Origin of the sequence: Roseovarius sp. Pro17 (assembly GCF_035599575.1) — a bacterium.
Taxonomy (GTDB): Bacteria; Pseudomonadota; Alphaproteobacteria; order Rhodobacterales; family Rhodobacteraceae; genus Roseovarius.
Genome location: NZ_CP141179.1, coordinates 4,028,799 through 4,053,856, shown reverse-complemented (window position 1 = coordinate 4,053,856; position 25,058 = coordinate 4,028,799). Strand labels below are relative to the sequence as shown.

Annotated in this window: 17 protein-coding genes and 3 pseudogenes; 4 read left to right on the top strand and 16 right to left on the bottom strand. The window is 58.7% G+C overall.

What is annotated here, in order from left to right; genetic code table 11:
* Positions 1–11 precede the first annotated feature (11 nt).
* Entirely contained in the window at positions 12–3,398 is a 3,387-nt protein-coding gene (locus U3654_RS19555) for a D-Ala-D-Ala carboxypeptidase family metallohydrolase (protein ID WP_324753194.1), read from the top strand.
* On the opposite strand, the gene U3654_RS19550 is transcribed toward U3654_RS19555, so the two are convergent.
* On the bottom strand, positions 3,348–3,695 hold the full coding sequence (locus U3654_RS19550) for a transposase (RefSeq protein ID WP_324753193.1): 348 nt from the start codon (positions 3,693–3,695) through the stop codon (positions 3,348–3,350). The two genes, U3654_RS19555 and U3654_RS19550, sit on opposite strands and share 51 nt — an antisense overlap.
* Positions 3,696–3,934: 239 nt before the next feature.
* Between U3654_RS19550 and U3654_RS19545 the strand changes: the two genes are divergently transcribed.
* The 3 genes from U3654_RS19545 to U3654_RS19535 are packed head-to-tail and all read left to right on the top strand — an operon-like array spanning position 3,935 to position 9,915.
* Positions 3,935–5,665: a thiamine pyrophosphate-binding protein gene (locus tag U3654_RS19545; RefSeq protein WP_324753192.1), complete on the top strand. Its 1,731-nt coding sequence runs from the start codon at positions 3,935–3,937 to the stop codon at positions 5,663–5,665.
* A gap of 40 nt (positions 5,666–5,705) precedes the next feature.
* Complete coding sequence (locus tag U3654_RS19540; protein ID WP_324753191.1) at positions 5,706–8,522, top strand: peroxidase family protein; 2,817 nt, start codon at positions 5,706–5,708, stop codon at positions 8,520–8,522.
* A 10-nt stretch (positions 8,523–8,532) separates the two neighbouring features.
* On the top strand, positions 8,533–9,915 hold the full coding sequence (locus U3654_RS19535) for a hypothetical protein (protein WP_324753190.1): 1,383 nt from the start codon (positions 8,533–8,535) through the stop codon (positions 9,913–9,915).
* Between the two features lie 178 nt (positions 9,916–10,093).
* Here the strand turns inward: U3654_RS19535 and U3654_RS19530 are convergent.
* From U3654_RS19530 to U3654_RS19460, 15 genes and pseudogenes are all read right to left on the bottom strand, one after another.
* Positions 10,094–10,267 (bottom strand): annotated as a pseudogene (locus U3654_RS19530) (DDE-type integrase/transposase/recombinase); the annotation flags it as partial.
* Between the two features lie 281 nt (positions 10,268–10,548).
* Positions 10,549–11,451, bottom strand: coding sequence for a permease (locus U3654_RS19525; RefSeq protein WP_324753189.1), 903 nt, complete (start codon positions 11,449–11,451; stop codon positions 10,549–10,551).
* An 88-nt stretch (positions 11,452–11,539) separates the two neighbouring features.
* A pseudogene (locus tag U3654_RS19520) lies at positions 11,540–12,181 on the bottom strand (DDE-type integrase/transposase/recombinase); the annotation flags it as partial.
* Positions 12,163–13,056, bottom strand: coding sequence for an IS481 family transposase (locus U3654_RS19515; protein WP_324753188.1), 894 nt, complete (start codon positions 13,054–13,056; stop codon positions 12,163–12,165). The pseudogene U3654_RS19520 and the gene U3654_RS19515, both read right to left, overlap by 19 nt.
* Before the next feature lie 155 nt (positions 13,057–13,211).
* Positions 13,212–13,985: a crotonase/enoyl-CoA hydratase family protein gene (locus U3654_RS19510; protein ID WP_324755338.1), complete on the bottom strand. Its 774-nt coding sequence runs from the start codon at positions 13,983–13,985 to the stop codon at positions 13,212–13,214.
* On the bottom strand, positions 13,978–14,838 hold the full coding sequence (locus U3654_RS19505; RefSeq protein WP_324753187.1) for a hydroxymethylglutaryl-CoA lyase: 861 nt from the start codon (positions 14,836–14,838) through the stop codon (positions 13,978–13,980). The genes U3654_RS19510 and U3654_RS19505 overlap by 8 nt, the downstream gene beginning before the upstream one ends.
* Positions 14,839–14,861: 23 nt before the next feature.
* Positions 14,862–16,847, bottom strand: a complete 1,986-nt coding sequence (locus tag U3654_RS19500) for an acetyl/propionyl/methylcrotonyl-CoA carboxylase subunit alpha (RefSeq protein ID WP_324755337.1) — start codon at positions 16,845–16,847, stop codon at positions 14,862–14,864.
* Between the two features lie 31 nt (positions 16,848–16,878).
* Complete coding sequence (locus U3654_RS19495) at positions 16,879–18,477, bottom strand: carboxyl transferase domain-containing protein (RefSeq protein WP_324753186.1); 1,599 nt, start codon at positions 18,475–18,477, stop codon at positions 16,879–16,881.
* The gene (locus U3654_RS19490; RefSeq protein ID WP_324753185.1) at positions 18,474–19,637 is read right to left on the bottom strand and encodes an isovaleryl-CoA dehydrogenase; all 1,164 of its coding nucleotides are present in this window, start codon (positions 19,635–19,637) and stop codon (positions 18,474–18,476) included. The genes U3654_RS19495 and U3654_RS19490 overlap by 4 nt, the downstream gene beginning before the upstream one ends.
* Positions 19,638–19,725: 88 nt before the next feature.
* Positions 19,726–19,971, bottom strand: a pseudogene (locus U3654_RS19485) (NAD-binding protein); the annotation flags it as partial.
* Between the two features lie 37 nt (positions 19,972–20,008).
* Positions 20,009–21,040, bottom strand: a complete 1,032-nt coding sequence (locus tag U3654_RS19480; RefSeq protein WP_324753184.1) for an enoyl-CoA hydratase/isomerase family protein — start codon at positions 21,038–21,040, stop codon at positions 20,009–20,011.
* Positions 21,037–22,176 (bottom strand): acyl-CoA dehydrogenase family protein, encoded by a 1,140-nt coding sequence (locus U3654_RS19475; protein WP_324753183.1) that lies wholly within the window; start codon positions 22,174–22,176, stop codon positions 21,037–21,039. Before U3654_RS19475 ends, U3654_RS19480 begins: the two co-directional genes overlap by 4 nt.
* Before the next feature lie 11 nt (positions 22,177–22,187).
* A complete protein-coding gene (locus tag U3654_RS19470) occupies positions 22,188–23,366 on the bottom strand; it encodes a thiolase family protein (RefSeq protein WP_324755336.1) in 1,179 nt (392 codons plus the stop codon).
* Complete coding sequence (locus U3654_RS19465) at positions 23,363–23,497, bottom strand: hypothetical protein (protein ID WP_324753182.1); 135 nt, start codon at positions 23,495–23,497, stop codon at positions 23,363–23,365. The genes U3654_RS19470 and U3654_RS19465 overlap by 4 nt, the downstream gene beginning before the upstream one ends.
* A gap of 115 nt (positions 23,498–23,612) precedes the next feature.
* Positions 23,613–25,058, bottom strand: a complete 1,446-nt coding sequence (locus tag U3654_RS19460) for a dihydrolipoyl dehydrogenase (RefSeq protein WP_324753181.1) — start codon at positions 25,056–25,058, stop codon at positions 23,613–23,615.

Sequence of the window (25,058 nt, the reverse complement as noted above, 5' to 3'; positions counted from 1 at the left end):
AGGAGTTGATCATGTCGAAAATTACTGTTGAACAGCTGATGTCGAAGATGTCCAACCTTGGTGCCGAAGACGACGCATTGGCCAAGTACTTCATCGTCGACGTCGAAAATTCCGGGCCCTTCTCCCCGCGCCTCAAGTTCAATCCGGCAACTGTGCAGATTCCGCGCGGTGCAGGTGCCGCCGAACGCTCTGCGATGGCGATGAATTCCGCCAACTGGATGGCGCGCTGGAACCGCAAGGCTCTTTACCAACGGAAAATCGCAGCTGGTTATGACGGCCCGCTCATTGTCTCGGAAGGCGATAGCTGGTTCCAGTATCCGATCCTTTTGATAGATACGATCGACTATCTGATGAACCCCTACGCGATCTACTCGCTTGGGGCAGCGGGCGATTTGCTGAAGAATATGGCAGACAAGAAGGAGTACCTTCGTGCCCTGCGTGACACCGGCGCCGAGATTTTGCTGTTGTCGGGTGGCGGCAATGATCTGGTCGCAGGCGGCGCACTGGCGCCCCACCTTGAAGAGTTCGACCCCGATTTTGCGCCCGAGGACTATCTTCTGCCGTCGTTTCAGGCGTTGCTGGATGATGCGCTTACGCATTACAGCCGGATGTTTCGCCAGGTGCATCAACATTTTCCGCACGTCAACATTTTGTGTCACGGCTATGACTATCCGGTTCCCAACAAGGACCGCTGGCTGGGCAAACCGATGGAATCTCGCGGGATCCGCGACAAGTCGCTGCAAAAGGCTATTGCGCGCTGCATGATGGACCAGTTCAATCGCAGGCTGCGGCGTGCGGCCAAGGCCATGCCGAACGTGACCTATATCGATTGCCGCACGGTGGTTGGTGATGATCGCTGGCACGATGGCCTGCACCCCAACAACGCGGGTTACGCGGATGTCGCGCGCAAATTTGCTCGTGAAATTGCCAGGATCGCCAATGCGCGCAGCGGTCCGCGGCCGATCATCAGCGGCCCGTTCGGTTCCGCGTCCGAGCTTTCGCGCGCCATGCAATCGCCCGCCGTCATTGCCGGCGGCATGCCCAAAGGCATGTCGCTACACGTGGGTCTGAACGCGGTCGACCCCGGGCATTATGATGGCTGGGACGGCAAGCTGACCGCCTGCGAGGCGGACGCCCATTCCATGCTGGCACTTGCCAGTGGCGAAGGGCTTGCGCCAGACCTGCTGCTGACGCAGGACGCCACGCGACAAAACGTCGTGGAGCACATTCAAAAGGCGGCGCGCGATCTAAACGCTGGCGATATGTTCCTGTTCAGTGTCTCCGCCCACGGCGGTCGCCTGCCGGACTTCAATCAGGACGAGGACCATGACGGCGACATCAAGATGGACGAGACTCTGTGTCTTTATGACTTCCAGATTGCCGATGACGAACTTTACATGCTCTGGACCGAGTTCCGGGCGGGCGTGCGCGTCCTGATCGTACCCGACACCTGCCACTCGGGGTCTATGGCGCGGATGGGCAGCGCCCCGATGCCGATCCAATTATGGGGCCGCGAGATTCAAACGGGCCCGGCCACCCGCGCCATGCCGCACTATGTGGAAGACCGCGTCTGGCGCGCCAACGAGGCCGCCTATCGCACGGCCTCCAAGTCATACAGCGCCCTCAAGGAAAGCGTGATGACTGCGCCATTGTCATCGCCCATCCAGGCGTCAGTTCTCAACCTCGGGGCCTGTAAGGACGATCAATTCGCTATGGACGGGGCGCAAAACGGTGCGTTCACCGGCGCACTTCTGGATGTGTGGGACAACGGGCGATTCAACGGCGGCTATCGGGCTTTTCGCGCCGCCATCGAGGCGCGGATCGACAGCCCGTCGCAAACCCCGCAGCTCTTTGAAGTACTGGTGCGGGAGCCGGAATTCGTAAAGGAGCGGCCCTTCACCCTGCAACCTTATCTGCACAACGTTGCAAGCGTCGGCACAGCCGCGCCGCCCGTCAGACCGTCCAGTTCTCCTCAGATTGATGAAGGCGAAGGGGATGAAGACGACCCACTGCCTGACGCAGAGGTCTCGCGGATTTTCGAAGCTAAATCGCGCGGTGCGGGCATGCGATCATCCGCAGCGGCGCATTGGTCTGACTACGCAGATTTCGACGCGTTCATCAAATCCCTCGGCTTAAAAAACTTCGCCACCGACGAATTCCTGGTCCTCGGCGGTGGCCACAGTAGCCCGGGTAGCGCCTGTGCAGGCAAGAACACTTACCCCCCGCGCGGGCTTTGGACGAATATCGCCAAGACCGCTCAGGTGCTCGACCACCTCAGGGACCGCTTGAGCAAGCCGATTGCCATTACCAACTCCTATCGCGCGCCAGCTTACAATGCGTGTATTGGCGGTGCGACCGGCAGCCAGCACCTGAATTTCAACGCGTTGGATTTCCAAGTGTGCGGCATGGCGGCCCCTGACGTGGCGCAGGCGTTGCGTTGGTTGCGCGATAAAGAAGGCTTCTTTCAGGGTGGTGTCGGGCGCTACAACGGCTTTACCCATGTCGACACACGCGGACACAGCACGACCTGGCCCAAGGCCTTTGCAAATTCAGGCGGCCCGTCCAACTCACCACTTCTGGACCGCGCCCCACGTGATCTGACAGAGCGTCTGGCGATCATCAACTCAACAGAACTCGCCGCGCCGCGGGGTGGCCTTCCACGCAGCGCGACTGTGTCCTCGTCCTTTGCGACAGCATCGACACGCGCTGGCGACCCGTTCGACCCCACATCCCAGGTCGCGGCCCATCAACAAAGCTTGAAGGCCGCAGTCAGCGCCTCCAGCGTCATTTCCTTCGTGGAAAACCTGACACCGGGCCAAAAGGAAGACGTGCTGCTGTCCACCTTGTTCGCCCAACGAGCGGCAGACGCCAAGGCGGACCCGATTGGCGAGCGGGCGAACTGGTTTGATATCTACTCGAACGTGCTGTCGTCCCTTGGCTGGATTCGTGAAAACACGCCTTTTGAGGCGTCCCAGAAGATGCAGGCCAAGGGCAGCTTTGACAAAGTTATCCTGACCACCCTGGCTCAGGTCGCAACGGGCAATCAATTCAAGATCATAGAAAGCGCGATCAAAGCTCTGCGCGGGTTGACTGCGGATGACGGCAAGATTCGATTGTTCGACCTCGAGACATCCAGCACCACAGGCGGCAATTTTCAGATCGGTAGTGCCGAAGCAACCGGCGATGTGATTAGCATGGCCATCGGCGCTTTCAACTTTAACCATTCGGACAAAAAGCAGAATATCCTCTTCGTATCGTGGGGCAAGAACGAGCTCGATTACTGGCTGTCAGCCCAGCAAATGACGCTAAGCCCCGCGATCTACAACGATGTCCGCGAACTAGTGAAATCAAGGCTTGCGGACACAAGACGTGCGCTCATCGCTGATATCATAATCTGACAAGGTAAAGCTGCGCCTCAAGGGGGTGTGAACGGCGGAACAATACTCGGCCACCTTGGCCTGCAGCCGCGCGATCTCGTCATCACGCGCGTCACGCCCGCGCTCCCTCAGCGCGCTCTCCGCCCCCAGCAAGACCTTGTCACGCCACTCCGACACCTGATGAAACGGGACGTTCAGGTTCCGCGACACCGCTTCCAGGCTCTGCCCGCGCACCAGCCGCTGAACCGCCGCAAGCTTTCGCTTCGCAGAAAAGCGCTTCGTACTATCGCCAGATGTCGAGCTGTTCTGGTCGTCCATGTCCTATTCTCGTTCGATGGAAAAATAGCGCTATGAACTGTCTTAGGAAACCGTGCCCCAACCCACGTTCCCTTTGCAATCGATCCCGCCCGGCGACGGGCCGGATAAGTGCCGTTCTACTTTTCCGAGCATTTTTCATTCTCATAACAGGCGTTTCGTGGTATCAAGAGATATTATTGGGGAAGTATTTCTCGGCGCTTTGGCGCCGCCTTCTGTAGTCTCAATTTGTTGAGAACCCGATGCGAACATATGAAGCAATTGTTGCCGCCCTCGAGTCGCTCGGCGTGGATGCCGCCTTCGGAGGTGCGGGGGAAAACGCGGCAGGTCTGATGCTGGCGCTTGACGCCTCGGACAAGATCCGGCCGGTGATTGCCAAGAACGAACAAGGCGCGTCGTTCATGGCCTGCGGCTATGCAATGTTCACGGACAAGCTGGGTGTGTGTTTCGCAACTGCGGGACCGGGCGCGTTCAACCTGATTTCCGGGATGTCGGTCGCGTTGACGGACTCCTATCCGCTCTTGGCAATCAGCGGCTATTCGACGGTGGCGTGGACGGGGCGCGGCGGGTTGAATGAAACCTCGGGGCTGGCGCGGACACCGGATTCGTCGATGATCTTTGACGCGGTCTGCAAGAAAGATTCGGCGACGGGCAGGCCCGCAAACTATCTTGTGACCGATCCGGACGATGTCATCGGGACGCTGGAAAAGGCGCTGCGCGTGGCGTTCGAAGGGCGGCCCGGTCCGGTACACATCGCAATTGCCGAAGACATCACCGACCCAAAGATCGAGATCACCAATTATCGCCCGATCACGGTCCATTCGGACCCGTCGGCGCCCGATCCCGCCCGCATCGAGGCTGCGGCGGTGGACTTGGCCAATGCGATCAACGCGGGTAAGCGCGTGGTTGTTCTGTCGGGTTTCGGGGCAATCCGTAGTCAGGCTTATGTTGAAACCCGCGCTTTCATCGAACGATTTCAAATCCCGCTTCTGACGACGATGGATGGCAAAGGCATCGTGGCCGAGGAACACCCGCTGGCCATCGGCCTGTTCTGCGATTCCGGGCACAAGGCAGCGTGGGATCTGTTCAACAAGGCCGACATCGTCATCGCGGTGGGCAATTCCTTTGCCCAGCATGCCACATTCGATTTCGATGACGAGCTTTTCGTGGACAAGAAACTTGTGCACATCAACATCGACCCCGGCGAAATCGACAAGGTTTACCGCGTCGATCACGCGATTATCGGCGATGCAAGATTATCATTCACGGCCCTGCACGAAAGTATGGATGCGAAAATCGGGCCTATTCCCGCAAAGGACTATCGGCCCAAGGATTACGACGAACGGTTTATCATCGCGCCGCAGAAGAAGCTGCATCCGGGCGAGATGGTGCAGGCGATTTCGCGCAACCTGCCCGAACGCGGTGTCGTGCTGACCGACGCTGGCGCGCATGCGGCCTGGACAGGTTATTATATTGAACTCAAAGACGGCCAAAATTTCCGCAAGCCCGGCACTTACGGCCCGATGGGGATAGGGGTGTGCGGTGCGATGGGCGTCAAGTTCGGCGAGATGGATCGCCCGGTGGTCGCAGCCGTAGGCGACGGCTCCTACCTGATGACCGGTTTTGAATTGATGACGGCGGTTCAGTACGACATCCCGGTCATTTGGGTCATTTTCAACGACGCGGAATTCAAACTGATAAAGCTTTATCAACTGTCGGCATTCCTGAAGACGGGATTGGTCGAATTCGACAACCCGGACTATGCCGCATACGCGCGCGCATGCGGGGCTGGCGGATTTACCGTCGACCGGTTGGATGAATTTGAACCAGCATTCAAAGCGGCGTTGGTATCAGGTCGCCCAACACTCATCGACGCGCGGATTACCCGGCTCGCCCTGCCTCATTACAGCCCCGATCCCGAGGGCGTTTTGTCGGCAATTTGGGAAGGAATACGCAAACGCGTCGGAGTCTGATCACTTGTCATAGCATTGTAACGAGCGAGGTGGAGAGTTCGTGGCCAAGTGGAAAGAAATATATGCGGGCGGCTCGCCCGAGGCCGAGCGCGTCAGTTTTGGTGAACTTGCCGAATTGATGCTGGAGGCACAGCTTAAATCCAAGAAAGCTGCTGGGGCGAAAGCGGTCGATCGCGCCTTTCACGCCAAGTCCATTGCTGCTTTTGGTGGGGCAACTCTTCGAATCGTGGATGATCTGCCGCCGGATCTGCAGGTGGGATTTGCCCGGCCGGGGGCCGAGTATCCGGTCGAGGTCCGCTTTTCCAACGCGGCATCCACGTTGAAATCCGACGACGAAAAGGACCTGCGGGGTCTCGCTCTGCGGGTTGCCGTGTCGAAGGACGAACATCACGATCTTCTGGCCACGAATTTTGCCGTTCCACACGCCCGCGATGCCTATCAGTTCGTGACGTTCGCCCACGCGGTTGCAGGCGGCACGCTATCGCGCGGGCTTGGCATCGCGCGGCTGTTCTTTGTCTTCGGCCCCTCCGAAACCCTTAGGATCATCCGCAATCTGCGCGCGGCATTGCGGATCTGCGAGAGCCTCGCGCTCGAGACGTATTGGAGCCGTGGCGCAATACGATGGGGCGACGAAGCAGTCCGGTATTTTCTGCGACCGATCAACCCGAATTCAGTATTGGGCGAATTCACTGGTCCGGGCAGGTTGGAAGCGGAGTTCGCCGCACGACTGGCAATGGACGATGTTCAGTTCGAGCTTTGCGTGCAGCGTTTCGTCGATGAAACCAAGACGCCAATCGAGGATGCGGCGACCGAGTGGCGCGATGTCGACAGCCCGCCGGTTCGCGTCGCGGTCCTGACCCTGCCACAGCGCGATCTGAGCGACGCCGAGGCAATCGCTGAGCGGCGCAGGATCGAGGATACCGGGTTCAATCCCTGGAACACGACCGAGAAATTCCGACCGCTTGGCAATCTGAACCGGGCGCGCAAGGCGGCATATGACGCATCACTTGCGCATCGGCAGCGCAGGCGGTGGAAACAGCCGCCCGCTCCTGTCCACAACCGGCTGATCGGCGGCTCGGTCCGCGCCGTTCTGAGGCGCGCAAACCGGCGCGTTCCCTGGCATCGGCTGCCCTATCTGATCAGCCTGCTGAACCTCGATGCGCTGCGCCACGATCTGCGCAAGCATAACCTGATCGATACGCAGCCCCGCGAGGCACCACCCGCAGCGCGCGCGGTGCCGGGCAACGTCTCGGCCGAAAACCTATGTTTCCGAAGTTATTCCGGAGATTTCAACGACATGTCCGATACGGCCATGGGCGCGCGCGGTTCGACCTTTGGCCGCAACATGCCGCCCGAGCCCCAACCCGAGGACGATCCGAACCCGGTGTTGGTTGCCCGCGAGCTGATGGACCGAAAAAGCTTTATCCCTGCCCGAAGCCTCAATGTTCTGGCGGCAGCATGGATACAGTTTCAGGTCCATGACTGGGTCAGTCACGCACGCAAGAAGCTGGGCGAGAACGACACGCGCGTCACGATCCCCGACAGATACCCGGATTGGAAGAACGAACCCGGCGCAACCGCCGGACGGGACATGCGGATTGCCGGAAACATCCCCCACCCGTCATTGTCGGACGTGTGGTTGGCGGCAAACGACACGTCACACTGGTGGGATGGCTCGGAGGTCTACGGCACGAACCGGGCCAATGCCAACAAGCTGCGCGAGAGTAACGGCAAGGGAGAGATGGGCAGTCGCCTGCGGCTGGACGGCGAGGGATACTTGCCGACGAACGTGCATGGCTTCGAGGCGACCGGATTCAACGAAAGCTGGTGGCTGGGTCTGTCGGCCATGCACACATTGTTCGCACGCGAACACAACGTCATTTGCGCAGAGCTGGAGCGCGCCTACCCGCTTTGGTCACCGGAACGGGTCTACCAGACCGCGCGGCTGATCGTTTCGGCGCTGATTGCCAAGATCCACACAATCGAATGGACTCCCGCGATCCTCGGCACCAAGGCGCTCGAGATCGGCATGAGTACCAATTGGTACGGCCCGCCGTCCAATGCCTGGTTCACGCGCCTTGGTCTGTGGCTGACGGACACGCATGCGCTGAAAGGGATCCCGAAGACCTACCCGATACACCACTCTGCCCCCTATTCGCTGACCGAGGAATTCGCGACCGTTTACCGGATGCACCCACTGATCCCAGATGACTACGTCTTTTACAACTACGAGACGGGGGCGGAAACGGAACGGACCGATTTTCTCAGCATCCAGGGTGCTAGAACGGACGAGAAAATGCGCGCGCTTGGTCTGCGCAACACGCTTTATTCGCTTGGTATCGCGTATCCCGGCGCAATCACGCTGCACAATTTCCCGAAGGCGTTGCAGAACATGGAGCGCTCGGGCGAACTGATCGACCTTTCGGTTGTCGATATCGTGCGCACCCGCGCCCGCCACGTGCCCCGCTACAACGGGTTTCGCAAGGGTCTGCACATGCCGCCGATCACACGGTTTGAAGACATGACCGCGAGCCCGGAAACCAACCGCATCCTCAAGGATGTCTATGGCCATGTCGACAAGGTCGACACCGTGATCGGTCTGCTGGGCGAGACGCCCCCGGACGGGTTCGGCTTTAGCGACACAGCGTTCCGCATCTTTATCCTGATGGCATCACGGCGGCTGCAAAGCGATCGGTTCCTCAACGCCGATTTCCGCCCTGAAATCTATTCACCGCTGGGCATGGACTGGGTCGAGAACAACACCATGACGACCGTGCTGCTGCGCCATTGTCCCGAGCTGGGCGCGGTCCTGCCGACGTCAGCGTCTACCTTCGCGCCGTGGCGGCCAGTGAATTGAGGAGAACCCCATGGCAGATCACGATGGACTAAGCGCATTTCTGAAGGAGCCTCTGGCCGAAACGCTCTGGACCCGGCGCACGCGGCGGGTGAGCCGGGGAAGCTCGGTTTCTGCGGGTTCGATGAGCTATACATCGGACGCAGAACGCGAGCCGCTTGGACCGCTCGAAGAGGCAATCCTGATCGCGGCGACGGGCGCAACGGGATTGACCATGCCCGATCGTCCTTTCAACGACCCCGACAGCGGCGAGAAGATCATGGCAAAGCCCAATCTGCTGATGGAGGGACGTACCGCCGGCAGTCCCGACAACGCGCAGGGCACGCATTTTTTCATGATCAATGACGAGGGCACGTATTTCCTGCGCCGCCTGAAACCGCTTGAAGGCGGGATCGACGGCTGGACGCCCGATGTACTGATCGCACGGGCCAAGGAAGCCAAGGTGCGGGTGCTCGACCGACGCATCGACGTGCCGGGGGAAATGCGCGACTTTCCCGCATACCTCGATTCCAACAGGTTCCTGTCAAACCTTCCCGGCACCACGATCTTCTTTCCGGTGGTCGACCTGTCGCATCAATATATCAACGGGTTAATGTATCTTCTGACGCAGCCCCGCAACGCCCGGCCCGTCTTCGTCGATGACCGCAATTTCTATCAACCCGCGGGAGTGAAGAAGTGGATCAAGAGCGGCTTCTTGAATAAAGACATCAAGGTCCCGCTTGGCGTCATTCAGCAGATGCGAACGCAGATAGAGGCTGACCTGCTGGTTCAGAATTTGTTTCTAGTGACAGAGGCCATGGGGCTTGGCGCTTGGATTCACGGTTCTATTTCGCCACCGGTCCTTATGGGCGATCCGAAATTCCGGGACGCCTATGGCAATATGCTGGGCTTCGATTATGTGTCGCCGAAGTGGAAGTTCATGGACCTTTTGCGTTGGCACACGCTGCCGATTACGGCGATGAAACATGTCCGTTCTCATGCTATCGGATTGCGCCATCACGGCGAATATCTGATCAAGGCGAAGTGTCCGCCCAACTATCCCACGATGTCCGATGCAGTTGATGCCGTTATCGCCGGTAAGTTCGGCGCTGGCGGGGTTTACAAGGACAGCGAGGTTTTCAAGCGCATCTACAAGGCAGATTTCGCCGATCGCTATTTGGCGGAGGCTGCTGAATACGACAGCGAAGTCATCGAATGCGCACGGGCGATCTGCACGTATATTCATGACACGCACGGCCGCTTCCCCGCCCACTGCGAAGCCATCCAGGCGCCAGGCATCTGGCTGCAGGCCCATCATATCGACAACGCGTATTACGAGCGATTCTTTCAGAATGGAATGACGCGCAGACAGGCGTCGCACGATGCGGTGTGGCATATTCAGACAAAGAGCCAGTGACGCGGCAGGCGGAATGGCCGCGCGAGGGATATGACGAAGATTTAATCAAGCTTTGTGCAAGCTCTTGGCTGGGTGCTGTCAGACCAATGCGAACACGTCTCTGCAAGGGCAGTATAGCTGTCGCTTATGCCGCACCAAGATCGCGCCACTCGGCCAGAGCGGCGACGCGGTTGAGCTTCTAGTTGTCGCGTGAATAGAGGTGGCGTTCCTGATTGAAATAGTTGTGAACGGAAGAATGAACAGAGGCAAATTTCTGCAAACTTCGCATCCCTTTGAAGCGCAGCATGGCTCGCTCTCGTCGTCGGAATGGCAGGTGGTCAATCTCCGCTCGATTGTTTAGCCAGCGACCGGAACAAAATGGTCACCTTCCCGGTGTAAAGCTGCGCCTCTTTGTTTGATTTCGGTTTGTCCATGGCAAAACAACGTTCAATTTCGTCATAGCACAAGCGCGGGCCCGGCTGGGATCGACCCATCCCAGACCTTCGCCACACCGTCAAGCGCTGCGGCGTAGCTTCACGAGACCGGCCATTCGTCCATCGTGCAGCATTTCCATTGGCCGGATGACGGCAGTGCCGGACTCTTTTATCATTCGCTGCGGGTGCGATAGTGGCCGTTCTTGATTGCCTCAGCCCTCTAAACTACCCACTCAAATATATACCCCGCTGCCAACGAGCCCAGAACCGCTAGGGCGAGATACAGCAAAAAGGGCTTCAATTTAAGAATCGGCGCAATGGCCATCGCTCCCCAAATGCTGACCACACCACCCGAGACCAGAAAGGCCATGGCAGCGCCCTCGGACATGCCGTTGTCAATCAGCCCGCGCGTAAGTGGGAGCGCGGCATAACCGTCGATATAAGCCGGTGCGCCGACAAAGACGGCGGCGGGTATGGCCCACCATTGATCTTCGCCAACATATGCTGCAAGCGCCCCAGGGGTCAGAGCAGCGTTCAAAGCATATTCGGCAGCGAATGCGGGAATCAAGCAAATCAGGATGAGCCGCGCCGTTGCCCAAAATTGGGTGCCAAATGACCGCCGACGAGACTTGGTCCTCCAGACCCATGGGTCGAAGGTCAGGGCCGCTCCACAACGCGCGGCGCTCAGTTGGCGTACCAAACCGTTGTCGCGCAGCGCGTTCAGCGCCCACGGCGTCTTGGCGAACAGTCCGGTGACCGCACCACCGAACAGGCCCAATCCGAACGCCGCGAGCGTTTTGCCAATCGCAAAGCTCAGACCAAGAGTCGCGGCTGTTGTCGCGAGCATCGCTGGATCTGTGATCGGAGATGACAACCAGAAAGCCATGATCGGAGCCAGCGGCAAGCCCGCAGCCAACAGCCCAGCCATCAATGGCAACACGGTGACGCCGCAGACCGGTGTAATGGCCCCAATTAGCGATGCAACCAATACCGTTCGCAGCGTCCTACCCTCGAACGCGGCAGCAATGTGCGTATCCGCTCCACTGGCGATGATCCATGCCGCAAGAAGAATGCCCGGAATAACGATAGGGGCGACGGCAACCAGGCCCCACACGACGAACATGGCGGCATTTGCAGCGTGTACTGGCCAAGCCAGAACAATGCCTACCAACAGGAAAAGGCATAGGCCCCACACGATAGTTTTCTTGTTTGCTTGCCAGAGCCAGTTTTATCGTGTCTGTGACGTCATCAGCCCGCATGTTCGTACAGAGCTTCCAAGCGATGATATAACGGCTGTAATCATCCAGGATCGTGCTGAGATAATACCACCTCCAGCCGATGATCTTGAAGTAGGTGAAGTCAGTCTGCCACATCTGGTTGACTGCCGTGGTTTTGTCGGTGAACTCCTCGGCGGCTTTGATCACCACATGCGCGGGCGCCGTGATCAGATCAGCTTCCTTCAGAATGCCCCTCTCGGGATATTGCTGCGCAATACCCGGCCGGGCAGCGGATATGCTGATGATTCAGATATAAAATACCGCTTCTCGTCGGTGTATTTTACCGCCAGTTCCCGTGTCTTCAGGACTTCGTGTTCCAGCGCGAACTCGATTAGATCATCGCGCCGATCCTGTGGAATACGGTTCCAGACAGACCCTGGACGGGGTGCGCGGTCCGCCAGGGCATCAAGGCCGCCGTCGACATAACGATCATATCCCGTTGACCGGCAGGTGAATGCTGGCATTCACCGAGAGGGGGCGGTAGAAGGTCGTGCGCGGGATGCCCAGCATGTCGAGGGTGTAAGGTGCGGCTGCTCGTGAGACATGAAATCTGTTGATTATAGCTTTTCTCTGAGAGCTTCGTAAGGTGTCTTTCCATTGTGCGCGCCATGCGGCCTGTGGAAGTTGTAGAAGCGCTCCCATTCACCCAGCTTGGTTTCGAGATCCACGTCGCCTTTGTAACTAAGCAACTGGTAGAACTCCTGCCCGTCAGAGCGGTGAGATCGCTCTACTTTGCCATTGAGCTGGGGCGTGCCGCGTTTGATGTAAGCGTGACGGATTCCCAGATCCTCGACGTGCCAATGGAACTTCGCCTGGAACTCATGGCCGTTGTCGGTCCTGATTTCCCGGATGCGAAATGGGAACTTGTCGATGACATGGTCAACGAAGTCTATCGCATTGGCCTGTGTGTGTCTCTCATAGACCTTCAGGGCTCGAACCCGCGTTGCGTCATCGATCGCTGTGTATTGGAACCGGCGGATCTTTTCGCCCTTTTGCCCAATGAAAGTCAGGAACTTGACGTCCATCTGGATATGGTGGCCCGGAACTTGTTTCTGATAACGCTTGGTATGGACCTTACGCATGCGGGTTCCGCGAGGAAGCCGGTTCAGGCCATGCCGACGCAAGATGCGTGAAACCGTGGCATCAGACATCCGAATGCCGTGATAGCGCTCGAGATACCAAACGATCCGCATCGGCCCGAGGTGGTATTTGCGACGAAGATGCAGCACCTTTTCCTCGCGCTCAGGCGGTGTCCTGTTGGCGTGCCACTTGGGGATGGGAGGTGCATTGATCAGGCCAGCCTCTCCGCGTTCGGCATAGGCCTTGCGCCAGCGGTAGAAACTGGCGCGGCCGATCCCAAAGTAACGACAGGTCTTGGCGACATGGCCGGTCTCTTCAGCGTATCGCAGTATCCGCAACTTACGCCTAATCTCGCGTTGATCCTTCGACATAAACATCTCCTTCTTCCCAGGTCCGGGAGGCTAAAGGAAATGTCTCGCGAGTAACGGCATATCTACAGACCGCATGATGGTGACGCCGGTCTTGCTCACGTCGCTATAGAACAAGCTGACAAAGCCGTATGGAATTCTCGCGAAGCGACAAGACATCAGCGTGCTCGCCCCTCGGAGTTGCTTAGAAACTCAGCGATTCCTTCAGCGGCAGCTTCGGTTTCCCACGTATCTGCCAATGCTTCGATGCAGGCATCAATCACTGCGCTGTCGATCCTCGGCCCGATCGAGCGCGCGAGCGTTTTGGCGCGCGCGACGGCCTGCGGGTAGGTCTTGAGATAGGGCGCTACTTCGCACTCTACCGCTGCGTCCAAGGCATCGGCATCGACTGGCCGCGTGCAAATACCCAGTGTTGCTGCCTCCGTTGCGCCAAACACCCGCGCTGACATAAACACCCGACGGGCATTCCCCTCGCCCAAACGCGCCAGCACATATGGCCCTATGGTTGCGGGAATTAGGCCAAGCCGCGTTTCAGTCAGCCCGAATTTGCAATCGGTGGCCGCCACAGCCACATCGCACACGCAAGCCATCCCCACTCCGCCGCCAAAGGCACCACCGTGAATGCGCCCGATCAACGGGGCGGGCAACGTGTTGAGAGCGTCCAGCATCATCGCCAGCTTGCGGGCTTCGGCCATGCGTGTCGCCCGATCCGCATTTATCTGATCCTGCATCCAGTCCAAATCACCGCCGGCACAAAACACCGATCCCTCACCAGACAACACCACTGCGCGGGTGCCGGTTGGAACGGATTTTGCCATATCAGTCAGGTCGGCAATCATCTGCGCTGACAGAGCGTTGCGTTTTGCGGGGCGATTCATCGCAACATACTGAACATCGCGGTCGTCGCGGTGAATTGTCAAAGTCTCATACATCATCTTGTCCTGCCCTGAGATTGCGGGCGAACACTGCGGCCTGCGCTAATTTGGCGGCGTCGATGCCCGTGTCAAACCCTTGTGCCGTCAGCATTTGAACGACGGCCTCTGTTGCCACGTTCCCCTTGGCCCCGGGCGCATATGGGCAGCCGCCAAGTCCGCCAACAGCTGCATCGAAAACCCGCAGTCCGTGGCCCAATGCGACTGCGATATTTTCAAGGGCGCGCCCGTTCGTGTCATGAAAATGTCCTGCGAGCCGCCCGCTGAGTGGCACGACCGCGTCCAGCATCAACCTTATACGGTCCGGTGTAGCCTGCCCGATCGTGTCGCCAAGCGAAACTTCATAGCATCCCATTTCCCTCAGAGCCGCCACAACGCGCGCCACGCTTTCGGGCAAAACGGCACCGTCGTAGGGGCAATCCGTGACGCAAGACACATAGCCACGTACCGGGATTTTGGCCGCTTGCGCTGCGGCGATCACGGGAGCAAACCGCGCGAAGCTTTCGTCAATGCTGCAATTTATGTTGGCCTGACTGAAACCTTCGGACGCGCTGGCAAACACCGCTATTTCATCGACACCCGCCGCAATAGCACCTTTAAATCCACGCATATTAGGTGTCAGCGCAGAATAGACGACGTCGGCCTTTCGTGTAATTCCCGCTAATACCTCAGCGGCATCAGCCATTTGCGGCACCCGCTTCGGGCTCACGAAACTGGTCACTTCGATCTTGCGCAACCCAGTCGCTGACAACATGTCCACCAGCCTTATCTTGTCGGCAGTCGCGACAAACTCAGGCTCGTTTTGCAGACCATCACGCGGGCCCATTTCAAATATGGTGACTTTGTCCGTCATGGCGTATCCTCATTTCCCATGCCCTATTCCTCAGACACGAGCGCGAGCAAAACTTGCCCGTCAATGACCTGATCACCTCGCGCGACCAACACTTCGGCAATGACGCCATCACGGGGCGCGCGTAGGGTGTGTTCCATCTTCATGGCTTCCAGCACAATGAGCGGCGTGTCTTTTACCACCGACGTCCCCGCCACGGCGGATACTTGCGTTACACTACCCGGCATCGGGGCCACGATGCTGTCGCTGTCAGCACCTGTGTGTTGTGCCGCCAGCAACGGATCAATCCGCGAATACCGGTGCGTTCGGCCGCCCTCGAAAACGGTAATATCAGACCCTGTGACAACGGCGTGCATTTGTCGCTGCAACCCGTTTTGTGTCACGCCGTAGGCGGTGTCGCCGCATCGTTTGATGGACAATTCCGCGTCGCCGATTGCGAATACACCGTCACCGCAGTGAGTAATTGACAGGTCCAGAACTTCATCGTCCAGCATCAGTTGAACATACTCCTGTGCAGAGCCCCAATGACGCCAGCCCGATAAATTGGACCACGGTCCAGCCCCGTGTTTGTCCAGCAGACCGGCCGCGACAACCGCGGCCAAACCCGTCACGCAAGGCGACACCTCTGCCTGCGCTATCAGTGTCTCAAGCTGGCGTTCGATCAACGTGGTATCCATCTGCCCAGCCACAAAGCTAGGCTCATCTGCCAAGGCATGCAGGAATTCCAGATTGGTCACGGACCCCGCCACATGGCAATCCGCCAAAGCGTTCCGAAGTTGCCTCAAGGCAGCGTCGCGGGTCGGGCCATGCACGATCAGTTTTGCAATCATCGGATCATACCAAGGGCCGATCTCGTCGCCCCGGCGCACGCCGCTGTCGACGCGCACACTGCTTCGCGCAAATGTCAGACCCGCAGGGAAATCGAGATGTTGCAGCACGCCCGTGGCGGGCCTGAAGCCCCGAGCGACGTCTTCTGCATAGATACGTGCTTCAAAGGCGTGGCCCGTCATGGTCAGATCGTCCTGCGTGACGGGCAACGGCTCTCCCGCGGCGACGCGCAGTTGCAGCTCTACAAAATCGAGGCCGGTAATTGCCTCGGAGACGGGGTGTTCGACTTGCAGGCGCGTGTTCATTTCCATGAACCAGAACCCATCCGTGCGCAGGCCGCCGGACCCATCCACGATGAATTCAACCGTACCTGCGCCTTGATATCCAATGGCACGGGCAGCCTCCACTGCGGCAGCCCCCATCGCGCCGCGCACGGCGTCGGTCATACCGGGCGCCGGGGCCTCCTCGATCACCTTTTGGTGGCGGCGCTGCAGCGAACAATCTCGTTCGAACAGATGCACAACGTTGCCATGGCTGTCGCCAAAAACTTGCATTTCAATGTGACGCGGGCTTTGGATGTATTTCTCGATCAGGCAGACCGGATCGCCAAAGTTTGCCTGCCCTTCACGCCGCGCGCCTTCCAGTGCAACCGCGAAGTCCTGCGCTTGCTGGACAAGACGCATCCCCTTGCCGCCGCCACCTGCCCGCGCCTTGATCATCACCGGATAGCCGATGCGCGCGGCCTCCTGCGCCATGACTACAGGGTCTTGATCGGCCCCGGTGTAGCCGGGCACGACAGGAACATTTGCCTTTGCCATCAGATCTTTGGCGGCATCCTTGAGCCCCATTGCGCGGATCGCACTGGCGGTCGGGCCGATAAAGACCAGCCCAGCGGCCGCAACCGCATCTACAAAATCGGGATTCTCGGACAAAAACCCGTAGCCCGGATGAATGGCCTGCGCACCTGTTGCCAGCGCCGCCTCAATAATCCGCTCGCTCAACAGATAGCTTTCGGCAACGGGTGGCGGGCCGATGCGAACCGCCTCATCAGCCATTGCAACGTGTTTTGCGCCGACATCCGCATCAGAATACACCGCGACCGTGCGCACACCCATCCGGCGCGCTGTTGCGATCACACGGCATGCAATTTCGCCCCGATTGGCGATGAGTATCTTGCTGAACATCATAGCCCCCAACGCATTTGATGCATCGCCATCACATCCGAAACACGCCGAACTGCGTGTCCTCTATCGGGGCGTTCAGGCTGACGGCCAATGATAATCCCAACACATCACGGGTCTTGCGCGGGTCCACGATTCCGTCGTCCCAGAGCCGCGCGGTGGCATAAAGCGGGTGTGATTGTTCTTCGAACATATCAATCGTCGGCTGTTTGAATGCGGCTTCGTCCTCGGCGGACCAGCTTTCGCCCTTCCGCTCCAACGCGTCGCGACGCACGGTGGCCAAAACGCTCGCAGCCTGTTCTCCGCCCATGACCGAAATGCGACTGTTAGGCCACGTCCACAAGAACCGAGGGAAATATGCGCGCCCACACATGCCGTAATTGCCCGCACCAAAAGACCCACCGATGAGCATCGTAATCTTGGGCACCGACGAGGTTGCGACCGCCGTGACCAGCTTGGCCCCGTCTTTGGCAATGCCGCCGCTTTCGTACTTTTGGCCGACCATAAAGCCAGTGATGTTCTGCAAGAACACCAACGGGATCTTGCGTAGCGAACACAACTGCACAAAATGCGCGCCCTTCGTGGCGCTTTCGGAAAACAGCACGCCGTTGTTGCCGATGATGCCGACATCCATGCCCCAGATGCGGGCAAAACCACAGACCAGCGTAGCGCCATAGCGGGCCTTGAATTCATCAAATTCGCTGCCATCCACAACGCGGGCGATCACTTCGCGTACGTCATAGGGTGTGCGCAGATCAGTCGGCACAACGCCCAGAATTTCATCGGGATCATAGAGCGGCTTTGCCCCCGTCAACGCGGCCTTCGGCGCGGCGCCACCGATCGACCCAACCGCCCGGCGCGCCAGTGCCAGCGCGTGCGCGTCGTCATCGGCCAGATAATCAGCCACACCGGACAATCGTGTATGCACGTCGCCGCCGCCCAAATCCTCTGCACTCACAACCTCGCCCGTGGCGGCCTTGACCAGCGGTGGTCCCGCCAGAAAAATCGTACCTTGATCTTTGACGATGATGGTCACGTCCGACATTGCAGGAACGTAGGCGCCACCAGCCGTACAGGACCCCATCACAACGGCAATCTGCGCGATCCCCTTGGCGCTCATCTGGGCCTGATTGTAAAATATCCGGCCAAAGTGATCGCGGTCGGGGAACACCTCGTCCTGATTGGGCAGGTTCGCGCCGCCACTGTCGACAAGGTAGACGCAAGGTAAATGGTTTGCCTCTGCGATCTCTTGCGCGCGCAAATGTTTCTTGACCGACATGGGGAAATACGTGCCGCCCTTGACGGTGGCGTCATTGCACAGGACCATCACTTCGCGCCCTGCGATGCGGCCAATTCCAGCAATCAGACCCGCAGCAGGACAGGCCCCATCGTAAAGCCCGTGCGCGGCCAAAGCGCCAACCTCAAGAAATGGCGAGCCCGGGTCAAGCAGGCGCGCAACCCGGTCACGGGGGAGCAGTTTTCCGCGTGAGAGGTGCCGTTCGCGTGCGCGATCCCCGCCACCCAATGCCGCACTTTCCTGCGCCGCACGAATGGCATCCATCGCCGCCCGATGGGCGGCAACATTCGCTTTGAACTCCGCAGATTGCGGCGATATCTGCGACGTCAGCCTCACGACATGGACCCCATCATTTCGCGCCCGATCAGCATACGACGGATTTCAGAAGTGCCTGCGCCAATTTCCATCAACTTGGCATCGCGGAAAATACGCGACACCGCCGTGTCGTTCATGAACCCCGCCCCGCCCATCGCCTGCACCGCCTGATGAGCAACCACCATCGCCTCTTCCGAAGCGAGCAGCACGCAGGCCGCAGCGTCTTGTCGGATCACCTGTCCAAGATCGCAGGCGCGGGCGACGGCATAGACGTAGGCGCGACAGCTGTTCATCTTTGTGTACATGTCGGCAATCTTTCCCTGCATCAATTGGAAGTTACCAACCGGCTGGCCGAACTGCTTGCGTTGGCTGATATAGGGCATCACCTCGTCAAGGCAGGCGGCCATTATGCCAGTCCCGATGCCAGACAAGACCACGCGTTCGTAATCAAGGCCGGACATCAAGATACGCACGCCTTTGCCCTCTTCGCCAATCACGTTTTCAAATGGAACTTCGACGTTCTTGAACACCAGCTCGGCAGTGTTGGATCCGCGCATTCCAAGCTTGTCAAAATGCGCGCTCGTGCTGAAGCCAGCCATGGATTTTTCGATCAGGAACGCGGTGATCCCCCCGGACCCTGCGCCGGGATCTGTCTTGGCGTATACCACCAAAACGTCTGCCTCCGGGCCATTGGTGATCCAGTACTTCGTGCCGTTCAACACATAGAGATCATTACGCCTCTCGGCCCGCAACTTCATTCCAACTACGTCAGACCCAGCCCCCGCTTCGGACATGGCCAGCGCGCCGACGTGATCCCCTGAACACAGTTTAGGCAGATATTTCGCCCTTTGTTCGGGCGTTCCGTTCAGTGCAATCTGATTGACGCAAAGGTTTGAATGCGCGCCGTAAGACAGCGCAACAGAAGCACTGGCGCGGGCGATTTCCTCAACCGCAATCGTGTGCGCCAAGTAACCCATTTCGACGCCACCATAAGCCTCGGGCACGGTGATACCTAGCAGCCCAAGTTCACCCATTTCTTTCCAAAGCTCGGACGGAAAGATGTTCTTGGCGTCAACGTCAGCCGCCATTGGTTTGACGCGATCCTGCGCCCAGCGGTGGACCATATCACGCAGGGCTTCGATCTCGTCGCCCAAGGTGAAATTCATGCTTGCGGTAAACATTGCTAACGATCCCTATGTGTGTGCGCCGAGCTTGGCCAAATATGGCAACATCGCCGAAAAATCGCTTCCATTCTGCCGCCGCCTAATATCTGGATGCCTTCAGCATTAATTTGGCAGCAACCCCCCGCTTGCAATCTTTGTCCGAGGGTGAATTCGGCCCGACACCACTGGCCGGACAATAGGTTGTCATGCTCCAGCTTTGGCCATTTGATGTGCTGGCCACGGCATACATCGCTTGCCGATCTGGCCCAAGCTTGTAAGCCGATGCAAAGGCGTCGCAGTTTCTGATCATCGTAATACCAAGGATCACGTTGTTGCAAATCTTGGCCACCATCGGCGCGACCATTTTGCCCAAACCTATGATCCGACCTTCATGTCGTTTCCTCCCAAGCCAGAGCATCAACGCCCAAAGGCATCAGCATCTTGTCCACATCATCAATCGATAGATCCGAAATGGTCGCATGTGCCCAGTTGGGGCTGCGATCCTTATCGATTATGGCAGCGCGAATCCCCTCGATGAAATCGCCCTGCGCGACAGCGCGGTAAGCAAAGCGGTATTCCAGATCTAACGCAGGCCGAATGTTGACCTCCCCGCGCAGGCGGCGAACAATTTGCAGGCAACATCCCATCGCCAATGGCGCATGACGACGAAGGGTCTTGAGCGTCTGCGCCGCAAAATCGGATGTATCAGCAAGAAGCCCGCGTTCAATTTCGCCGAGCGTCTTTCCTGCAAAATGTCGGTCAATATCGGCCTGCATCGCCAGCAATCGTCCGTTGGGCGGTGTCTGGTATTCTATTGCGTCAATGTCACCTTCAACCAACCGGGCCTTGACAGTTTCCCATTCAGCCTCGCGGATGAACCCATCCGCAAAACCCGCGTAGATCGCATCTCCTGCGCCCATACGTGTGCCCGTCAGACCCAAATACTCGCCCAAATGGCCGGGACACGACGCCAAAATCAACGATCCGCCGACATCAGGAACCAATCCGATGCCACATTCAGGCATCGCAATACGGCTGCTTTCACCGACGATCCGGTGGCTGCCGTGACACCCGATCCCAACACCGCCGCCCATCGTAAAGCCCTGCATAAAGCTGACGACCGGTTTGGGAAATTCAAACAGCTTTGCATTCAGTCGATATTCGTCGCGCCAGAACTGACGCCCGTAGGTCAGATCATTGGCTTGGCCGCTGCGATACATATCAGCGATATCCCCGCCCGCGCAGAATGCACGCGTGCCGACCGCATCGATCATCACCAGGCCAATGTCCGCCTCGCGCCATTCATCGATGACGGATTCAATCCCAAGTACCATGTCATATGTCAGCGCATTCAACGCAGCGGGTCGGTTCAGTGTAATGCGTCCCGCGTGCCCTTCGATACGTATGTCGATGTCACTCATTTTGAAATCATCCCGCGACTGACGATCAGGCGCATAATCTCGTTTGTGCCTTCTAGGATTTCATGCACACGCAAGTCGCGCACCAGTTTTTCGATGCCGTAGTCAGCCAGATAGCCGTAGCCACCATGCAGTTGCAGGCAATCGTTGGCCACGCGGCTGCCTGCCTCGGTCACGAACTTTTTTGCCATTGCACAATGCGCCACGGCATCCGGCGCCCCTGTATCGAGCTTCCAGGCCGCTTGGCGCAGAAACACACGCGCGGCTTGTAGTTCAGTTTCCATATCGGCCAGCCGGAACTGCAACGCCTGAAACTGATCTATGGATTTGCCGAATGCCTTGCGCCCGGCCATGTAAGTGACGGTTTGGGTCAAGGCCGCTTGTGCAGCGCCCAGCGAGCAGGCAGAGATGTTCAAACGGCCGCCGTCTAATCCTGCCATCGCATAAAGGAAACCTTTGCCCTCCTGCCCCACCAAATTAGCGGCGGGGATATTGCAATTGTCTAAATGCACTTGTCGCGTCGGCTGCGCACGCCAGCCCATCTTATCCTCAAGCCTACCAAACGACAGCCCGCCAGTCTTGTCCTCGACAATCACCGTTGAAATGCCTTTGGGTCCCGCATCACCGGTACGGCACATGACGATATATGCATCAGAATACCCACCACCCGAAATGAACGCCTTGGTGCCTGTCAGGGAATACCCCACGTCCGAGCGCTCTGCACGGGTCTTGAGGGCAGCAGCGTCAGACCCGCAGCCCGGCTCTGTCAGGCAATATGACAGGATCATATCCATGGTCAGGGCGCGCGGCAGAAACCGCTCCCGCAACTGGCTGGACCCAAATTTATCGATCATCGCAGCACACATGTTATGGATAGACAAGAAAGCCGCAACGGAAGGGCACGCCATGCTCAGTGCTTCGAACACCAGCGTCGCATCCAGCCGGGACAGCCCCGATCCGCCGCTTTCTTCGCGCACATACAAACCACCGAACCCCAATTCAGCCAGCTTGGGCCACAGGTCTTTGGGGATGTCCCCAGCCTTTTCCCACGCCAACGCGTTGGGGGCGATGTGTTCGTCGCCAAACGCCTTGGCCGTATCAAAAATCAAAGTCTGTTCTTCGCTCAGCGCAAAATCCATATTTTACCTCATTATGGGCGCTCGACCGCAATCGCAGTCCCCTCACCGCCACCAATACAAATCGCAGCAATCCCGCGTTTCAGGTCACGCTTTTCCAGCGCATTCAGCAAGGTCACGATGATCCGCGTGCCAGAGGCCCCGATCGGGTGGCCCAATGCGCAAGCGCCGCCATTCACGTTGATCCTGTTGCGAGGTATCCCGAGGTCTTGCATGAAGGCCATTGGCACGATCGCAAAGGCTTCGTTGACCTCCCACAGGTCGACATCATCGACCGTCCAGCCGATCCGTTTCAGCAGCTTTTGCGTCGCCGGAACGGGCGCGGTTGTAAACCATGCGGGATCCTGTGCATGGCTGGCGTGGCCCACGATTCGGGCCCTTACCGTCAACCGACGCGCCTGCGCCTCAGCACCGCTGCACAGCACGATCGCCGCCGCTCCGTCCGAGATCGAGGACGCATTTGCGGGCGTCACCGTGCCGTCTTTCTTGAACGCCGGACGCAAGGTGGGGATTTTATCGGGTTGCGCTTTGCCCGGTTGTTCATCTTCGGACACGGTCACGTCGCCCTTGCGTGACGTTACGGTTAAGCCCGTGATCTCGCCCTCGAACGCGCCGGATTTCTGTGCCGCGAGCGCGTTGGACAAGGACCCCAATGCATAGTCGTCCTGCGCTTCACGACTAAACTGGTATTGCCCTGCGCACAGCTCGGCGAAGGTGCCCATCAACGTGCCGCGCGCGTATGCGTCCTCCAAGCCGTCGAGGAACATGTGGTCTTTCAATTCCGCATGACCTAATCGCGCACCACCGCGCGTTTTCATCGACAGATACGGTGCGCCCGACATGCTTTCCATGCCACCCGCGACCATCAGGGTCTGGCTGCCCGCAATGATCTGATCATGCGCAGCCATGACCGTTTTCATGCCCGATCCGCAGACCTTGTTCACTGTTGTGCAGGGAACCGATTGCGGCATCCCTGCGCCCAATGCAGCCTGACGTGCGGGCGCCTGGCCCAATCCGGCAGGCAAGACACAGCCCATCAGAACCTCGTCCACGGCATCCGGCGACACGGCGCCGTTCTCCAGCGCGCCGCGAATGGCCGCTGCCCCAAGATCGGTCGCCGCGACGTTCGACAAGGCTCCTTGAAACCCGCCGATTGGCGTGCGGGCTGCACTGATTATCACCACCGACATCAGCCCACCTCCCGCAGATCGGCTATTTCAACACGGCCGCGTGGAAGCCCACAAAGCGAGGCTGTTTCACCATCACAGCGCAATCTTGAAACTTCGTAAATGGTGCTCTGTTCGTCTGTTTGTGTAATATCCATGATTTCAGCCTTTCGGTTGGTTCAGGTTTGCGGTGAGACATTCGGTAAAAGACCCGGCTCCGCGACCTGCAATGTTGGTGAGTTTGGCCAGAACATTGATTTCTTCTCTCCGGTTTCAGATGTGGGTGGCATGACGCAACGCCTTCTGTGCAGCCTGCTGAAAGGCTTCGCCTTGGGTTGGATGTGCAAGGATCGTGCCTGCAATGTCTTCGAGGCGCCCCCCCATTTCCAAGGTCAGCGCAAACACCGCCGCCAGTTCGGAAATGCCGCCGCCCGTGGCCTGGATACCCAAGACCACATGATCCTTCGCGCGGGCGACGATGCGCACGAAGCCACTGTCGTTCTGCGTCGTCATGGCGCGGCCATTGGCGGCAAAGGGGAACTTCCCGATGGTAACCCCGCCGCTCTGCGCCATGCCTTCCGCCGGTGTGAAGCCCTGTGTCACGATGTCATCCCCAAGGGCGCGCGCCCCTTCGGGCGAAAGACCTACGGTGACGATCTCGGGATCGGTAAAGCAGACCGCCGGGATGCATTGTTTGTCCCAAGCGCGCGGCTCACCGGCGACGATCTCGGCGGTCATTTCGCCCTGCGCAATCGCGCGGTGCGCCAGCATCGGTTCTCCGGTCACATCACCGACGGCATAGACGCCGTGCATCGATGTCTGGCAGCGGTCGTCGATCTGGATGAATTGGCCATTCATCTTCAGTGCCAACTCCTCCAGTCCGCAATCCCCTGTCCGCGCCTTACGCCCGACGGCGACCAGCACCTTGTCGAACGGCAGCTCCGTGATTTCACCATTTTCCAGTGTGATCCGCAGCTTATCTTTGCCGTCAGACAGCCCTTCTGCCTTGGCGTTCAGCAGCACTGTGATGCCAAGTGCGATCAGTCGATCGGCCACGGGTTTGGTCAGCTCGTTGTCATATTGCGGCAAGATGCGTGAGGCGCATTCCACAACCGTCACCTCGGCGCCAAGCTTCGCCATTGCAGTACCTATCTCCAGCCCGATATATCCGCCGCCGACCACGATCAGCCGTTTGGGCACCCTTGTCAGCGCCAGGACTTCGGTGGACGATATCACGTCGCCACTAAAGGGCAGCGAGGGAATTTCAAGCGGCACCGATCCAGTTGCGATGACGATCTTGTCTGCATGGATCAGCTGTTCGCCCAGATCGGTCTTGACGATCACCGACTTGCCGTCGCGGAACCGCGCGTGCCCGATGATTGCCCGCGCCCCGGCGTGTTTCAGCAAAGCGCCGATGCCGCCATTCAGCCGCGCGACGATGCCGTCCTTCCACGCGACGGTCTTTGACAGGTCGATTGTCGGCTTCTGCACCGAAATCCCGAGCACGTTGTCGCCGGTGAAACGCGTTGCATGCGAGAATTCCTCGGCCGCGTGGATCAGCGCCTTGGACGGGATACAGCCGACGTTCAGGCAGGTGCCGCCATGCGCCTTGTCTTCGACGATGATCGTATCGACGCCCAGTTGGCCCGCCCGGATGGCGCAGGCATAGCCGCCCGGACCCGAGCCGATCACCAGCAGTTTGCAGTTCATTTCTTTCAT